We start from the raw sequence: 15,640 nt of genomic DNA, 5'->3' as shown, positions 1-15,640 counted from the left end.
GCCCTATTTGATTATGATGAAAGGTGACCTTTGAAGAAGTATCCGTAATGATGATGTCTGAAGAAACAGAAATTTTACTCTACGATCGCAGCCATTGGGGTAGAATTGAAGTCAGAGGGAGCGATCGCCTGCGGTTTCTGCACAACCAAAGCACCAACGATTTCCAACGGCTACAACCCGGACAAGGCTGTGATAGTGTTTTTGTGACCTCCACCGCTCGCACCCTGGATTTAGCTACTGCTTATGTAACCGAAGAAAGCGTTATTTTACTGGTTTCTGCCGATCGCCGCCAAAAACTTCTGCAATGGATGGATCGGTATATTTTTCCTATGGATCAAGTAGAACTGGTTGATATTACGGATAAGACTGCCTGTTTAAGCTTAATCGGAACCGAGAGCGATCGCCTCTTAGAAGCCGTAGGAATCCCCCCCTTAAGCGATGCTCCCCCAGGAACCCACCAGCCAGTCACCCTAGGCGACATCCCCCTCAGAATCGCCGTAGGCAGTGGATTAGCCACCCCTGGATATACCCTCATCCTTGACCTGGAAGAAGGTCAGAATTTAACCGAAAAACTGATCGCACAGGGCGCAAAACCCATCAACAATCAACAGTGGGAAACCCTACGCATTCAAAACGGCCGTCCCGCACCCGATCGCGAATTAACCGAAGACTACAACCCCCTCGAAGCCGGATTATGGAACACCATATCCTTTGAAAAAGGCTGTTATATCGGACAAGAAACCATCGCCCGCTTAAACACCTATCAAGGCGTAAAACAACAGCTTTGGGGTCTGCAACTGGCTCAACCCGTCGATCCTGGAACCCCCATCCAAGTCGGAGACCAAAAAGCCGGAAAAATTACCAGTTGTATTGCTACTTCAGAAGGAGCGATCGCCCTAGCCTATATTCGCACCAAAATTGGAGGAAAAGGCCTCACCGTCCAAGTTGCCGACCAATCTGCAACCCTCCTCGATCTCCCCTTTGTCTCTCGCGGGTATTTAGACACCGTATCCCCATAAAAAAACTCTGAGTCCTACCCACACCCAGGTTCCAAAGTTGTCATTGGGTGTGGTATTCGATAAGCTATTGAATATATCATTAGCTTCAATTCTCTGATAATGTGGCTGGGCAATATTTCAAGTTAAAATTACCGTGGCTCGTTGGTTGTCTCCTATCTCTAGGAGTCCTAGGCATTTGGTCAAAATTAGAAACTCAAGACCGGCAGTTCGTTCAAGACTCTATTCTAGAAGAAGCAGAAAGTTTACAAACCCATCTCGAATCCAAATTCAAAGAACAAATTTTAGCCCTAGAGCGCATGGGAGAGCGTTGGGAAGTGGCGGGGGGAACCGCTCAAGTTTTGTGGGAAAAAGATGCTCTCAATTATATTCAAGATTTTGCCGGTCTACAAGCCCTCGCCTGGGTAGATTCTAGTTATCAGATCCGTTGGAGTATCAGCCCAGAAAACCCCGAACTGATAGCCGAGACTGCTCAAAATCAAACTGCCAATTATTACCTCACTCTACAGGACTCATACTACCGCAAAAAAATGACCCTTACAGAACTCTATTTGCTTCCTGAAGGAGACCAGGGATTTTTAATTATTGATCCGCTATTTTTAGAACATGAACAACCCGGCGAATATAGTCAATTTAATGGATATATCGTTGCCCTTTTGAATTTAGAATTATTTTTCGATCATCTTTTGCTCCCCCTCCGTCATCAGCATTATCAATTAATTATTGCCGACCAGGATCGAATCATCTACGAAAAACCCCTGTCTCAACCAGTTGATACCGATTATGAAGCCATCAAAACCATCGATCTTTATAGTCAAACGCTTCAATTTAGACTGTATCCCAAAAAATGGTGGATTCAACAACTCCATTCTCCTTTCCCTACTCAATTTTTAGCCGGAGGCCTATTAACCAGTTGGACTATAGCTATGGGGATCGCGATCCTCCAGAATCGGAAAGACAAACTTGATTTGATTGAAGGGATTAATCAGCAACTGCATGAAGAAGTTTTTGAGCGCAAACAAGCAGAATTAAAACTGGAAGAACGAGAAAAAATGCTCCGTAGTTTTTATAACAGTTCTCCCATCATGATGGGTGTTGTTGAATTACTCGAAGATGATATTTTACATCTGTCGGATAATCAGGCAACGGCTGATTTCTTTGGTACAACACCAGAAGCAATGGCGAATCAGCGAGCCAGTATTATGGGTGCTTCACCCGAATATATTCAGACCTGGATAGGGCATTACCAAGAAGCCATGGAAACCCAAAAAGCAGTGCAATTTGAGTATGAACATCAGGTGGAAAATGGCTCCTATTTCTTGTTGGCTACCGTTAGTTTTATTGGCTGTATCGAGCCAGAGCGTCCCCGATTTTGCTATCTGGTGCAAGATATCAGCGATCGCAAACTTGCCCAAATTGCTCTGGAAAATAGCGAAAAACGATTTCGGATATTAGTATCCCATTCTCCGGTGGGTATTTTTCAAACGGATACTAACGGTAAATGTCTGTATGTCAATCCTCAGTGGGCTGAAATTACAGGACATTATCAACCGGAGAGCTATTTGGGAGATGCCTGGCAACAGGCGCTACATCCAGAGGATCGGGAAATGATTTTTCAAGAATGGGTGGCTTCTACGGAACAAGAGCGTCCATTTGATCTCGAATACCGCTTTCAGAAACCCGATGGTCAAGTGGTTTGGGTTTGGGGAAATGCGATCGCCGTTCGCAACGATAATGGAGAAATCACCGGTTATTTCGGTACAGTCACAGACATTACAGAGCGCAGGAAAACCGAAACCACTAATCGTGCTTTAATGGATGCCATTCCTGACTTAATGCTCCGCTTGAATGCAAAGGGCGAATTCCTGGATGTGATGAATGTCAACCTCAATAGTTTAGAACCGGAAAATCGATTTCCAGGAATGCATATAATCAAACTCCTTCCTCAACTAGCGAATCCAGAGAGAATTAACTATATTCAAAAAACCCTCGATACCCAAAAAATTCACAGTTATGAATATGAAATCACCCTTAAAGGTCAGGTTTACTCTGAAGAATGTCGCTTGATTCCCTTCGATCGCGAGAGCGTGTTGGCTGTCATTCGCGATATTACCCAGCGCAAAGAACAACAAGCCGCTCTGGTTTATCAACTGAACAAAGTTCTATTACTGCAAAATATTACCACGGCTATTCGCCAAAGTCTAGATATTGAAACCATTTTTGAAGTCGCTGCCCAAAAAATTGGTCAAGCCTTTAAAGTAAATCGTTGCTTAATTCATTTGTATAACTCTGAATGGACTATCGCTATACCGGTTTTAGCTCAATATTGGCAAGGGGATTATGCTTCTCTAAAAAACTTTTCTGTTCCCGTAGAAGGGAATCCCCACATGGCACACCTGATGAGTCAGGAAGAGGCTATCGCTTCTGATAATGTCTATACCGATCCATTGCTTGAGAATTTGAGCGATCTGTGCGAAGAAATTCAGCTTAAATCTATGCTGACTGTGGGGACATTTTACCAAGGGAAAATGAATGGAGTCATTGGTTTACATCAATGCGATCGTTATCGCCATTGGACAAAAGAGGAGATCGAACTTATTGAAGCCTTAGCTGCACAAGTTGGTATTGCCATTGCTCAAGCCTCGTTACTCAAACAAGAAGTCAGACAACGAGAAGAACTGATTCAGAAAAATAAAGAGTTAGAAGAAGCAAAAATCATAGCCGATAGTGCCAACCGCGCCAAGAGTGAATTTCTCGCGAACATGAGCCATGAAATTCGCACCCCCATGAATGCGGTTTTGGGGTTTACCGAACTGCTTAAACCTTTAATCCAAGAACCTATTGCTCAAAAATACTTACAATCGATTTCTGCCAGTAGCAAAACCTTACTCTCTCTGATTAATGATATCCTCGATCTCTCTAAAATCGAAGCGGGAAGGCTCGAAATTAACCCAGAAGTGACGAATTTAAGAAACATCTTTCAGGATGTCTATCATATTTTCCTGCATAAAGCCCAAGTCCAAGGGATTACTCTCCAAATTTATCTGGATGACCAGTTACCTGATGCAGTGATTTTTGATGAAGTTCGCTTGCGACAAATCTTATTTAATGTTGTTGGTAATGCTCTTAAGTTTACTGCATCAGGACGGGTTGAAATTACTTCAAAACACTCTTTTAACCCTGACCAAAATACTATCCACTTAGAAATTAGCGTTCGAGATACGGGAATTGGCATTAGCCAAAACGATCGACAACGGATTTTTGATGCCTTTACCCAAAGTCAAGGGCAAAGTAACCGTCAGTTTGGCGGTACAGGGTTAGGATTAGCGATTACCCGTCGTTTAGTGGATATGATGGGGGGAACTATTGAATTAGAGAGCGAATTGGGTCAGGGAAGTTTGTTTATTTTTCGTTTCCCTAATGTTCCGATTAGTTCCAGTCCGGCCGGAAGTACGAAGGAAGATATGGACAGTGACTTAAATCAGTTTCAGCCCTCGACTATTTTAGTGGTTGATGATATTGAATCGAATCGAGAATTAATTCGAGGATATTTTAGAGAGAGTCATCATACTTTATGGTTTGCTGAAGATGGGGAAAAAGCAATTGAGCTAACCTTTCAATACTTACCGGATATCATTTTACTGGATTTAAGAATGCCTCATATGAATGGTCGAGAAGTTAGCGAGTTTCTGAAATCTCATGAAGAAACCCAAGATATTCCGATTGTTATGGTTACTGCTTCTTCTGAGTTTAAAGATGAACAAAAACTCAAAGCTATTTGTGAAAGATTTGTACTCAAACCGGTTAGGAAAGTGGATTTAGTTAAGGTACTTAAGTCCCTGCTGCCACTGACTCAAGAGTTGGTTGGTGCTTCGGAGTCTGAAAATATAGCTTCAGTCACTCCAGTCCTCGATCGAGTTCAGGCTGAGGGGGTTTCAGTTAATCTGACTGAATTGTTAGAAAATTTACGAATTCTTGAAGAGCAGTCTTGGGTAAGCTTATGCCAAACTTTAGAAATTGAAGAAGTTGAGCAGTTTGTTGGTCAGTTACAGGATATTAGTATACAATATTCTTATTTTCCCTTGATCAATTATATTCAAAATTTAGAGCAACAACTGGATAGCTTTGATTGGGATATCATCCCCAAAACGGTGCTGGAATTTAAAACTCTTTTAGAGAATATGGCAGAGGAGGTACAGGAATTTTGATGATACTCCCTAATTCTGAAGCTCAATTAATGAAGCCGGAGGATTGTTTGTTGTTGGTTGTGGATGATAATCCCAGTAATCTGAAAGTTTTGCGAGGCTTGTTATCTCCGGTTGGCTATAAGCTGACGTTTGCGATGGGGGGGCAACAAGCCCTAGAGCGAGTAAAAACGGCAAAACCTGATTTGATTTTACTGGATTTAATGATGCCGGATTTGGATGGTTTTGGGGTGTGTGATATCCTGAAAAAAGATGTAGAATTTAAAGATATTCCAATTATTTTTTTAACAGCAAGTCAAGATATCGATCATTTGCTCCAGGCGTTTGAGAAGGGAGCGATTGATTATTTGACTAAACCGTTTCATCCTCCGGAATTGTTGGCACGGGTGAAAACTCATTTGGAGTTGAAGCACTTACGGGAACAAAGTCAACGCCAAGCGGAAAAGGAGCTGATTTTAGTTAAAATTATTCAGGGAATTCATTACTCTCTGAATTTAGAGGAAATTTTAAATACGACTGTGGCGAGTCTTCAGGGGTTGCTTGGTGCGAGTCGGGTGATGATTTGTCGTTTTGTATCGGAGGGAAAATATGAAGTTTTGGCGATCGCCCCTTTTGCCGATCGCCAAACTTTACCGATAGGTGAAATCCTGGAAATACAACTGTTAGCTGATCCAGAATCCGATCGCCAGAAGACGAGGATTGACGATCCAACAGAGGGGAAGAGAAAGGAGACTAAAAGCCAATTGAGTGTCCCCATTTATCAACAGGATCGAGTTTGGGGGGTGTTGATTGTCGATCGCCATCGAGCTTCCCAAGGATGGAATTCTGGGGAATATCAGATGTTAGTCCAGATTATTGAACAAATTGCGATCGCCATCCAACAGTCCCAATTGTATCATGCGCTACAACAAGCCAATCAAGAACTAGAGCGTCTGGTGAATGTGGATGCCTTAACCCAAGTGGCGAATCGTCGCTATTTCGATCGCTATTTAGAACAGGAATGGCGAAGACTGCAACGGGAAGGGCTGCCGTTGTCTCTGATTATCTGTGATATTGATTATTTCAAGCAATATAATGATACTTATGGCCATTTAATTGGCGATCGCTGTCTGGAACAAGTCGCCCAAGCCCTATCTTCAGCTCTCAAGCGCCCGGCTGATTTGATTGCCCGTTATGGGGGGGAAGAGTTTGCCGCCATTTTACCGAATACGCCTCTACAAGGAGCGATTACTGTCGCCAAACAAATGCAAGAGGCGATCGCTAACTTGCAAATTCCCCATATCGGCACAGAGTTATCTGAACCGATTGTTAGCATTAGTTTAGGGATTGCTTGTACCACGCCTACTTTCAATGCTCCTCTGATTAGATTACTCGATTTAGCGGATCGAGCCTTGTATGAAGCGAAACATAAAGGACGCAATCAGTATGCGATCGGGATTTGAATTCATAAAGCGCTCCTATCAAGTCCGGGAAACACCATAACCCTCTTCTGTCACTTTCCCAAAAAGGAGGTTCAAACCCCGATCCTTTCGTTATTGAAATGGAGGGGAAGGTGAATAATTGCGAGAATAACCCACAGTTGGGTACAATGAACAGTCTGTGACCTATTGAGTTGAAATGACAGACCCTTCAAAGTCCTCACCTTCAGGTTTGGGGAAAGTGTGGCATCAAAATCGGGAAAATGCGATCATTATCGCGATCGCCGTAATTATTGCTCTTGTGGTGCGGATGGCGGTTGCTGAACCCCGGTTTATTCCTTCAGATTCTATGTTTCCTACCTTAGCAGTCGGCGATCGCCTCGTCATTGAAAAGGTCTCCTATCATTTCCACCCCCCCGAAACCGGCGATATCATCGTCTTTGAACCCCCTCCCCAACTGCAAGCACAAGGATACCGCCAAGATCAAGCCTTTATTAAACGAGTCATTGGTCAACCCGGTCAAACCGTGGAAGTCTCTGGAGGGAAAGTCTACCTCAATCATGAACCCATTCAAGAAGACTATATTGCTGAACCCCCAGAATATAATTGGGGGCCGGAAAAAGTCCCCGAAGGACAACTATTTGTCATGGGAGATAACCGCAACGATAGCAATGATTCCCATATTTGGAACTTTTTACCCCAAGAAAATATCATCGGTCGTGCTGCATTTCGCTTTTGGCCCCTCAACCGTCTAGACCTTATTCATCATTGATTGAAGGAGAGACCACAAAGCGTAAATAGGGAAGCAAAGCGCTAATTTCTTCTCCCGATAAACCCAATCGCCGTTGAAAATCCAGCCAATCTTGATACTCACCCTGCTGATTTCTCTGGGTAATAATAGCTTCAGCTAGAGAGCGCTCCATAAAAGGAACCTGTAAAAGTTCCGGTAAAGAAACTTGATTGACATCCCAACATAAATCCCAATCGTAATAGCAAAACTGCAAAATCGGCTCAATGGGGCGTAATTTTTCTACCGGCAATTCCAGAGCAGCCGCCAGATCTTCTAAGCGGTAAAACTGCACTCCAGCTTGCCTGAGACTCACCAAAAACCGGGCTTGATGAATCGAAAAAAAGGGCAATCTTAACCAATCATCCACCGTAGCTTGATTAACATCAATAGTTACCCCACATTGAGCCGCTAAAGCTACTTCTTCCAGGGATTGAAACCGATAATAGGGATTGAGAAACCGACGAGGAGTAGGATTTGGCAATATGGCTCGTAATTGATTTTTGAGGATCTGAATTACCCGATTCCACTTAGCCATAACTCGATCTATTTAACTTTTGCATACAGCCCTTTGCTTGCTTGAAAACTATTAAAAATCTCCCCTTAATGCGTCTAACCCCAAACTCGGCGCAAATCTAACACAAAACCAGGTAAAACTTCTTCACCAGATAACTCACTTGGATTAGATAATATTTCCACTTCTAAACCCCCTCGATAAACTGCCACCGTTCGATTTTTAGGATCGATTAACCAACCCAATTTTGCCCCATTTTCCATATACTCTTGCATCTTCTCTTGCAAGGATTTCAGGGTATCGGACTTTGAACGCAATTCCACCACAAAATCCGGGCAAATATTGGGAAATGTTCCCTTTTGTTCATCTGTCAAAGCATCCCAGCGCTCTTGACTAATCCAACAGGCATCAGGAGAGAAATTCGCGCCATTGGGTAAGATGAATCCGGTAGAAGAATCAAATGCTTGTCCCGGTTCGCCGGTATTTCGCCACCACAAATATAATTCGCCTGAAATACTCCAATTACGTTTTCCAGTTTCCCAACCGGTAGGTGGATTCACGATTAATTCTCCTTTTGCAGTTCTTTCTAGTCGTAAGTCTCGATTACTCGCAGCTAGAGCTTCAAATTGTGCTTGCGTGACATAGAGCTTTAGGGTTGTGGGTAATGTCAGTAAGAGCGTTTCGGTTTCCGGTTTGGTGGGTGTCTGTACCATTTTGACCTCTTGTATCCTATGGATTTATTTTATCTGATTCTAAACTCTAACCCCAAACTCGGCGTAAATCTAACACAAAACCGGGTAAAACTTCCTCACCAGATAACTCGGTTGGATTCGATAATATTTCTACTTCTAAACCCACTCGATAAACTTCCACAGTTCGATTTTGGGGATCGACTAACCAACCCAATCTTGCCCCATTTTCCATATACTCTTGCATCTTCTCTTGCAAGGATTTGAGAGTATCCGACTTTGAGCGTAATTCCACCACAAAATCGGGACAAATATTGGGGAATGTTCCCTTTTGTTCATCCGTCAAAGTATCCCACCGCTCTTGACTTATCCAACATGCATCAGGAGAACGAATTGCACTATTGAGTAAGATGAATCCGGTAGAAGAACCAAATGCTTTTCCCAAATTACCATTCTCTTCATACCAACGACCCAACTGTCCAATAATACTAAAGTTACGTTTTCCAGTTTCCCAACCTGTAGGTGGATTCACAATTAATTCTCCTTTTGCAGTTCTTTCCAGTCGTAAGTCTCGATTACTCGCAGCTAGAGCTTCAAATTGTGCTTGCGTGACATAGAGCTTTAAAGTTGTGGGTAATGTCAGCAAGAGCGTTTCGGTTTCGAGTTTGGCGGGTGTCTGTACCATTTTGACCTCTCTGTATCCTACAGATTGGGGTTCTATAGAGCTATTTTAGGCGATTCACTACCCATTCGCTATTCCTACCACGAAGCGCTATAATAGCAGATTGGGCTAGTCCAGTTTCTCAAGGCAGCGTTATTCACCCTCATTGAGCAGCAGCAATGAAAAATCAGCAACAACGGTTTGATTACGTCAAAATTGGTATTGCTTCTCCTGACCGGATTCGGCAATGGGGAGAGCGCACCCTTCCCAATGGGTCAGTGGTTGGGGAAGTGACCAAACCGGAAACCATTAACTATCGTACCCTCAAGCCCGAAATGGATGGCCTCTTCTGCGAGCGGATTTTTGGGCCGGCTAAAGATTGGGAATGTCATTGTGGAAAGTATAAACGAGTTCGTCATCGGGGGATTGTTTGCGAGCGTTGCGGCGTAGAAGTCACCGAATCAAGAGTCCGTCGCCATCGCATGGGTCATATTCAATTAGCCGCTCCAGTGGCTCATGTATGGTACTTAAAAGGCATACCCAGTTATATGGCGATTCTGCTGGATATGCCCCTGCGGGATGTGGAACAAATTGTGTATTTTAATGCCTATGTTGTCCTCGATCCGGGTAATACTCCAGAGGTTGCAAAGACTAATGAAGAAATTCCATCCCTCAGTTATAAACAGCTCCTGAATGAAGACCAGTGGATGGATATTGAAGACCAGTTGTATTCTGAAGATTCAGAATTAATTGGTGTAGAAGTCGGCATTGGTGCAGAAGCTATTGAGCGATTATTAGCAGATATAGAATTGGAAACGGTAGCGGAACAACTGCGGGAAGATATCCTCAATTCTAAGGGGCAAAAACGGGCAAAGTTAATTAAACGTTTGCGGGTCATTGATAACTTTATTGCCACGGGTTCTAAGCCGGAATGGATGATTTTAAGTATGCTTCCGGTGATTCCGCCCGATTTGCGCCCCATGGTGCAGTTGGATGGAGGACGGTTTGCTACTAGCGATTTAAATGATCTTTATCGTCGGGTGATTAACCGCAATAACCGGTTGGCAAGATTGCAAGAAATTTTAGCACCGGAGATTATTGTCCGTAATGAAAAGCGGATGTTACAAGAAGCGGTGGATGCTCTGATTGATAATGGTCGGCGCGGTCGCACGGTGGTGGGAGCGAATAACCGACCGCTCAAATCTCTGTCAGATATTATTGAAGGAAAACAGGGTCGTTTCCGGCAAAACTTGTTAGGAAAACGGGTCGATTATTCCGGTCGTTCTGTGATTGTGGTCGGGCCCAAGTTACACATTCATCAGTGTGGCTTACCGAAAGAAATGGCGATCGAATTGTTTCAACCGTTTGTGATTCATCGCTTAATTCGTCAAGGATTGGTCAATAATATTAAGGCAGCTAAAAAGCTAATTCAACGGGGAGATCCGAGTGTTTGGGATGTTCTAGAAGAGGTGATTGAAGGTCACCCGGTATTGCTCAACCGCGCTCCGACACTGCACCGGTTAGGGATTCAAGCCTTTGAACCGATGCTTGTGGAAGGGCGAGCGATTCAGTTACATCCGTTGGTTTGTCCAGCCTTTAACGCTGACTTTGATGGTGACCAAATGGCGGTGCATGTGCCGTTGTCTTTGGAGTCCCAATCTGAGGCGCGGTTGTTGATGTTAGCGTCTAATAATGTCATGTCTCCAGCGACGGGACGGCCGATTATTACGCCGTCTCAGGATATGGTATTGGGATGTTACTATTTAACGGCGGAAAATCCTTGGGCCCAGAAAGGAGGCGATCGCTATTTTGCCTCTTTAGATGATGTCATTCGCGCCTACGATCAAAGCCAGGTAGACCTACATGCCTATATTTGGGTGCGTTATGATGGGGAAGTGGAATCCCCCGAAAAGGATGATGAAGTCGTTTCTGAAGAAAAGCTAGAAGACGGAACTATAACCCGTGTTTACCGCTATCGTCGAGTGCGAGAAACAGCCAAAGGGGAACGAATTTGTCAGTATATTCGCACCACTCCCGGTCGGATCATCTTTAATAAGACAATTCAAGACTCCATCCTCAGTGCTTAGTCTCTAATTTGAGGCAATGCGAGGAGTGGGAGCATCTTGCTCCCTTTCCTTACCGTTTGATCTAATTTGGTGCTTTAGGAATGCGAGCATCTTGCTCGCTGTTCCTGGTAGGGAGTGAGACGCTCCCACTCCCAAAAATCTCAACCTCGCTGTTCCTGACTAGGGAGCGAGACGCTCCCACTCCCAAAAATCTCAACCTCGCTGTTCCTGACTAGGGAGCGAGACGCTCCCACTCCCGAAAATCTTACGACCCTACTTTTTGTTAAACTAACTGGGGTAGACAACATATTTGGAGAAATTGCTGTGTTAGATGAACAGGCTAAAAAAACCATGTTACGGAAAATCCCCCATGGATTGTATATCTGTGGCGTAAAAGATGGGGAAGAAGTCAATGGTTTTACTGCCAGTTGGGTGATGCAAGCCTCTTTTACACCTCCTTTGCTGGTCAATTGTGTGAATACTAGCTCGAAATCCCATGCCATGATTCAATCGAGTGGGGTATTTGCTTTGAGTATTCTGGAAGCGGGACAAAAGGATTTAGCCCAGCAATTTTTTAAGCCTCAACGTCGAGTGGGAAATAAGTTTGAATCTGTCGAATTTTATTTGGGTGAAACCGGATGTCCGATTATTACCGATACATTAGGTTATGTTGAATGTCAGGTTGTCGGATCGGTGGAAAAAGGCGATCATACGGTATTTGTAGGGGAGGTGATTGCGGCTGGAATTCACCGGGAAGGTGAACCCCTATTACTCGAAACCACGGGTTGGAATTATGGCGGTTAAACGCATTATGACGATCGCAATCCTCAGAGAAGCTTAAGTTAAAATTATGCCCTTAATCAAAATTAAAACCTCTGCTCCATCTCCAGAGCGCCAAACCATCGATAACTTGCTCAAAACCCTATCGGCTAAATTAGCGAAACATTTGGGTAAACCGGAATCCTATGTGATGACGGCCTTTGAATCGGATGTGCCGATGACATTTGCGGGCACGTTAGACCCAGTATGCTACATTGAAGTGAAGAATATTGGCGGCATGAGTGCGGCTCAAAGCAAGAGTATGAGTCAGGATTTTTGCCAAACCATCAGTGATGAATTAGGAGTCCCCCCAAATCGCACCTATATTGAGTTTGCTGGTGCTGAACGTAGTATGTGGGGTTGGAATGGTGGCACATTCTAAGGATGGGTAATCGGCTTAAGTGCGGTGACAACCCTAAAATGGTGGGTTATATCAAGTCCGGTTTCCGCAAGCGGACATGAAAATTTGTTAAGAAGCGGGCAAGATGCCCGCACTCCTCGAATTCTTTGATATGACTGGAGTGGGAGCATCTTGCTCCGTGGATTTTTAATTAGGGTATTTCCGCTTCGCGGACATGAATAAGCGAACTTGATATTACGGCGGATTGATAGATTGCTATCATAGTCCAGGTTTTAGCCGCCTAACCCACCCTACACTAATGCCCTATTTTAACACCAGCAGTTTTCTCTGCTATGGGGTTTGGGGTTTATGCCCCATCCCCAACAGCAATACTAATCTAAAGAGGGTAAGCGTTCTGGGCCCCAAATTTGATTACCTTCTTTGATGGGATCGCGCAGAGCATCACAATTGCGCGGTTTTTGGTCAATTTTACGCTGATTTTGGCAAGATTCAAAAAAGATTTGGGCAACTAAATATTTGGGTAAAATTTGCGGCCGAGCTAGGGCTTGATTAAAAAAGTTTTGGGCAGCTTGCCATTGTTCGAGTTCTTTGAGAATCTGGGCTTTGAGATAATGAACTTCGGGATGATTCGGGGTGGCCGTTAGGGCTAAATTGGCGTATTCAAGAGCCTTGTTATAATTGCCTAAATCCCGATAAGCCATGGCAATGCCCCGATAGGTGAGATAGGGGGGATGGCCTAGATTTTCTAAACGGGCGATCGCCTGCTGAGGATCGGCAAAGGGTAAATTTACGGCTAAAATTAAGTCCATATACCCCTTAATTAAATTCAACTCTGGATCGTCGGACTGGATCTTTTCCGCTTCCTTGATAAATTTAAGAACGTCTTGTAACTTGCCTAACGCTTGCGTCGCACCCCTCACTGGCCCATCTTTAGCGACAGCATAGCCCCCTTCCAGAAAATGACCCACTGCTATATACAAATTACCTCGTAAAGGGTTCTGCTGCACTAAAGCCTTTGCTACTTCACGGGTTTGGGTGGCATAATCTCCAAACTGCTCCCAATCTTGCTCAATATAAGCCATAGAAGCCATCATTGCATAAACTAAGGGATCGTTGGCTTCTGTCTGTCTCGCTCGTTGTAAATACTGTTGCCCTTGGGGATAATCTCCACCAATGAAAATTGCCTTAAATGCTGCTTCCGTCTGCTCGCCAATGGCTTGGGGATTTTGTGGGCGGAAGGGATCGCCCGCTTGTAGAGCAGAAGTGAATAAACTTAAGTGCAGGAAACTGGCGATCGCCAAGCTGGAGCAAAATTGAAATAGATTAAGCCGGTTTTTCATAGCAGTTTAACTGAACAGTAGTCAGTTGTATTCTAGTCGGATAGTATACTCGATATGATGTTGCATCTTTAATCAAAAGTTCCCATTCCCCCATGTCCCATGCTCTATCTGCGAAACCTCACCTATCATCCCCCAGCCATTCCCGATCCAGTTCTCAAAGCCATTAATTTAGAACTCGGCCCCCAAGAATTGGGATTAATTATCGGCCCAAGTGGCTCCGGCAAAAGTACATTAATGGAAATTTTAGCCGGTTTAGTCTATCCCACTACCGGAGAAATTTGCTGGCGCGAGCAAGTCTTGATCGCGGAGGATATGCAACAATTGGCGGGATTAGTATTTCAGTTTCCCGAACGGCATTTTTGCGGCAGTACCCTTCTGGAAGAGTTGCGCTTGGGTCATCCAGAGTTAGATTCAGAGCGAGTCAAGGAAGCATTAATGGAAGTGGGGTTAGATCATCTCTCATTGCAAACTTCTCCCCATGCTTTAAGTGGAGGTCAACAGCGCCGTTTAGCTTTAGCAGTGCAACTTATTCGTCAGCCGAGTATTTTAATGTTGGATGAACCAACCGCAGGTTTAGATTGGTCGATGCGTCGGCAGTTGGTGCAATTATTGGCTAAGATTAAGACCCATTGGACTTTGATCATTGTTACCCACGATCCTGATGAGTTAGTGAGTTTAGCCGATCGCTGTTGGCACTTAAACCAGGGAGAATTAACGGCAGTCAAGATCTAGAAGCTGTGATAAGCTGCTGTTGAACAGAGCAAAACGTTTAGGTATAGTGCGATCGTGGTTTTAGAGGTTTCTCCATCTATTCCTTCCCTACCTCCTTCTCTGGAGATTTGGCAACAGACGATGAATTGGCAACCCACCCCCAGCCAATTTAATCAATTTCAACAGCTTTATGGCTTAATTTTGGCGGGGAATCGCCACATGAATTTAACCCGAATTACAGAACCAACGGAGTTTTGGGAAAAGCATTTATGGGACTCCATTCGCCCTCTAGCCTTTTGTCTCTCTTCCTCTCAACTGTCGGATCTAGCTCTCAAACCTTGGCCATGCGATCGCGCCAGCGATGCGGAGCATTATCGCCCCCTGCGAGGTCTGGATATTGGTACAGGGGGAGGATTTCCGGGGCTTCCAGTGGCTTTTGCGTTGCAACCGGTTTATCCACACTTGCAGTTAACATTGCTCGATAGTACCCAAAAGAAGATTTTATTTCTCGAAGAGGCGATCGCCACTCTTCATTTACCCTACGTTAAAGCTCAGGTCGGTAGAGCAGAAGAAATCTCCCATCAACCCGCCTACAATCAACAGTATGATTTTTGCTTAATCCGAGCCGTTGCAAAAGCAGAAATTTGTTTGCAGTATGCTTTTCCCTTTTTAAAATCAGGAGGTCTAGCTATTTTATATCGAGGCCGTTGGAGTCCCGAAGAAGAAAAAATTCTCAAGCAAACTTTACGCAGTTTAAAGGGAAAATTAACCGGGATTGATGCCTTTGTCACACCCTTAAGCCAAGCCACGCGCCACTGTATTTATGTACATAAGCAATAAACCGATCATCCCCAATTCCAAATTTAGGGAGCGAGACGCTCCCACTCCATTAACATCAAGGTATTCTAGGATTGCGGGCATCTTGCCCGCTTCTTCATATCAAGTTCGCTTATTCATGTCCGCGAAGCGGAAATACCCTAATTAAAAATCCAGGGAGCAAGATGCTCCCACTCCAGTCAGATCAAAGAATTCGAGGAGTGCGGGCATCTTGCC

Annotated in this window: 13 protein-coding genes; 9 read left to right on the top strand and 4 right to left on the bottom strand. The window is 44.2% G+C overall.

The features are described from left to right. The first annotated feature begins 23 nt into the window (after nt 1-23). From ygfZ to lepB, 4 genes are all read left to right on the top strand, one after another. Nucleotides 24-1,019 (top strand): CAF17-like 4Fe-4S cluster assembly/insertion protein YgfZ, encoded by a 996-nt coding sequence (gene ygfZ / locus PMG71_RS22390; RefSeq protein WP_283755956.1) that lies wholly within the window; start codon nt 24-26, stop codon nt 1,017-1,019. A gap of 101 nt (nt 1,020-1,120) precedes the next feature. Next, nucleotides 1,121-5,224 carry a PAS domain S-box protein gene (locus tag PMG71_RS22385; RefSeq protein ID WP_283755955.1) on the top strand — a complete coding sequence of 1,368 codons (4,104 nt, stop codon included), beginning with the start codon at nt 1,121-1,123 and terminating at the stop codon, nt 5,222-5,224. After that, entirely contained in the window at nt 5,224-6,663 is a 1,440-nt protein-coding gene (locus PMG71_RS22380; RefSeq protein WP_283756034.1) for a diguanylate cyclase domain-containing protein, read from the top strand. Before PMG71_RS22385 ends, PMG71_RS22380 begins: the two co-directional genes overlap by 1 nt. A gap of 175 nt (nt 6,664-6,838) precedes the next feature. Then, the gene (gene lepB / locus PMG71_RS22375; RefSeq protein WP_283755954.1) at nt 6,839-7,411 is read left to right on the top strand and encodes a signal peptidase I; all 573 of its coding nucleotides are present in this window, start codon (nt 6,839-6,841) and stop codon (nt 7,409-7,411) included. Here lepB and PMG71_RS22370 read toward each other — a convergent pair. The 3 genes from PMG71_RS22370 to PMG71_RS22360 form a co-directional block, all read right to left on the bottom strand. Further along, a complete protein-coding gene (locus PMG71_RS22370; RefSeq protein ID WP_283755953.1) occupies nt 7,398-7,964 on the bottom strand; it encodes a ComEA family DNA-binding protein in 567 nt (188 codons plus the stop codon). The two genes, lepB and PMG71_RS22370, sit on opposite strands and share 14 nt — an antisense overlap. 74 nt (nt 7,965-8,038) lie before the next feature. Next, the gene (locus PMG71_RS22365; RefSeq protein WP_283755952.1) at nt 8,039-8,653 is read right to left on the bottom strand and encodes a Uma2 family endonuclease; all 615 of its coding nucleotides are present in this window, start codon (nt 8,651-8,653) and stop codon (nt 8,039-8,041) included. Between the two features lie 46 nt (nt 8,654-8,699). Continuing rightward, nucleotides 8,700-9,314 (bottom strand): Uma2 family endonuclease, encoded by a 615-nt coding sequence (locus tag PMG71_RS22360; RefSeq protein WP_283755951.1) that lies wholly within the window; start codon nt 9,312-9,314, stop codon nt 8,700-8,702. 155 nt (nt 9,315-9,469) lie between these two features. On the opposite strand from PMG71_RS22360, the gene PMG71_RS22355 reads away from it, so the two are divergent. From PMG71_RS22355 to PMG71_RS22345, 3 genes are all read left to right on the top strand, one after another. After that, a complete protein-coding gene (locus tag PMG71_RS22355; RefSeq protein WP_283755950.1) occupies nt 9,470-11,377 on the top strand; it encodes a DNA-directed RNA polymerase subunit gamma in 1,908 nt (635 codons plus the stop codon). Nucleotides 11,378-11,680: 303 nt separating this feature from the next. Beyond that, complete coding sequence (locus PMG71_RS22350; RefSeq protein WP_283755949.1) at nt 11,681-12,160, top strand: flavin reductase family protein; 480 nt, start codon at nt 11,681-11,683, stop codon at nt 12,158-12,160. A gap of 46 nt (nt 12,161-12,206) precedes the next feature. Beyond that, nucleotides 12,207-12,557: a phenylpyruvate tautomerase MIF-related protein gene (locus PMG71_RS22345; protein WP_283755948.1), complete on the top strand. Its 351-nt coding sequence runs from the start codon at nt 12,207-12,209 to the stop codon at nt 12,555-12,557. 350 nt (nt 12,558-12,907) lie between these two features. Here PMG71_RS22345 and PMG71_RS22340 read toward each other — a convergent pair whose 3' ends face one another. Then, on the bottom strand, nt 12,908-13,876 hold the full coding sequence (locus tag PMG71_RS22340; RefSeq protein ID WP_283755947.1) for a Sll0314/Alr1548 family TPR repeat-containing protein: 969 nt from the start codon (nt 13,874-13,876) through the stop codon (nt 12,908-12,910). Nucleotides 13,877-13,975: 99 nt separating this feature from the next. Between PMG71_RS22340 and PMG71_RS22335 the strand changes: the two genes are divergently transcribed. Beyond that, nucleotides 13,976-14,608: an ABC transporter ATP-binding protein gene (locus PMG71_RS22335; RefSeq protein ID WP_283755946.1), complete on the top strand. Its 633-nt coding sequence runs from the start codon at nt 13,976-13,978 to the stop codon at nt 14,606-14,608. Nucleotides 14,609-14,662: 54 nt separating this feature from the next. Further along, complete coding sequence (locus tag PMG71_RS22330) at nt 14,663-15,427, top strand: 16S rRNA (guanine(527)-N(7))-methyltransferase RsmG (protein WP_283755945.1); 765 nt, start codon at nt 14,663-14,665, stop codon at nt 15,425-15,427. The last annotated feature ends 213 nt before the right edge of the window (nt 15,428-15,640 follow it).

This window comes from Roseofilum acuticapitatum BLCC-M154 (genome assembly GCF_030068475.1).
Lineage (GTDB): Bacteria > Cyanobacteriota > Cyanobacteriia > Cyanobacteriales > Desertifilaceae > Roseofilum > Roseofilum acuticapitatum.
The sequence above is the reverse complement of the archived record's forward strand: the minus strand, read 5'-3'. Positions and strand labels throughout refer to the sequence as shown.

Excerpts from the sequence above, each read along its gene's own strand:
- PMG71_RS22380 (WP_283756034.1), top strand. The coding sequence starts at position 5,224 with ATGATACTCCCTAATTCTGAAGCTCAATTAATGAAGCCGGAGGATTGT.
- lepB (WP_283755954.1), top strand. The coding sequence starts at position 6,839 with ATGACAGACCCTTCAAAGTCCTCACCTTCAGGTTTGGGGAAAGTGTGG.
- PMG71_RS22370 (WP_283755953.1), bottom strand. The coding sequence starts at position 7,964 with ATGGCTAAGTGGAATCGGGTAATTCAGATCCTCAAAAATCAATTACGA.
- PMG71_RS22365 (WP_283755952.1), bottom strand. The coding sequence starts at position 8,653 with ATGGTACAGACACCCACCAAACCGGAAACCGAAACGCTCTTACTGACA.
- PMG71_RS22360 (WP_283755951.1), bottom strand. The coding sequence starts at position 9,314 with ATGGTACAGACACCCGCCAAACTCGAAACCGAAACGCTCTTGCTGACA.
- PMG71_RS22355 (WP_283755950.1), top strand. The coding sequence starts at position 9,470 with ATGAAAAATCAGCAACAACGGTTTGATTACGTCAAAATTGGTATTGCT.
- PMG71_RS22345 (WP_283755948.1), top strand. The coding sequence starts at position 12,207 with ATGCCCTTAATCAAAATTAAAACCTCTGCTCCATCTCCAGAGCGCCAA.
- PMG71_RS22340 (WP_283755947.1), bottom strand. The coding sequence starts at position 13,876 with ATGAAAAACCGGCTTAATCTATTTCAATTTTGCTCCAGCTTGGCGATC.
- PMG71_RS22335 (WP_283755946.1), top strand. The coding sequence starts at position 13,976 with ATGCTCTATCTGCGAAACCTCACCTATCATCCCCCAGCCATTCCCGAT.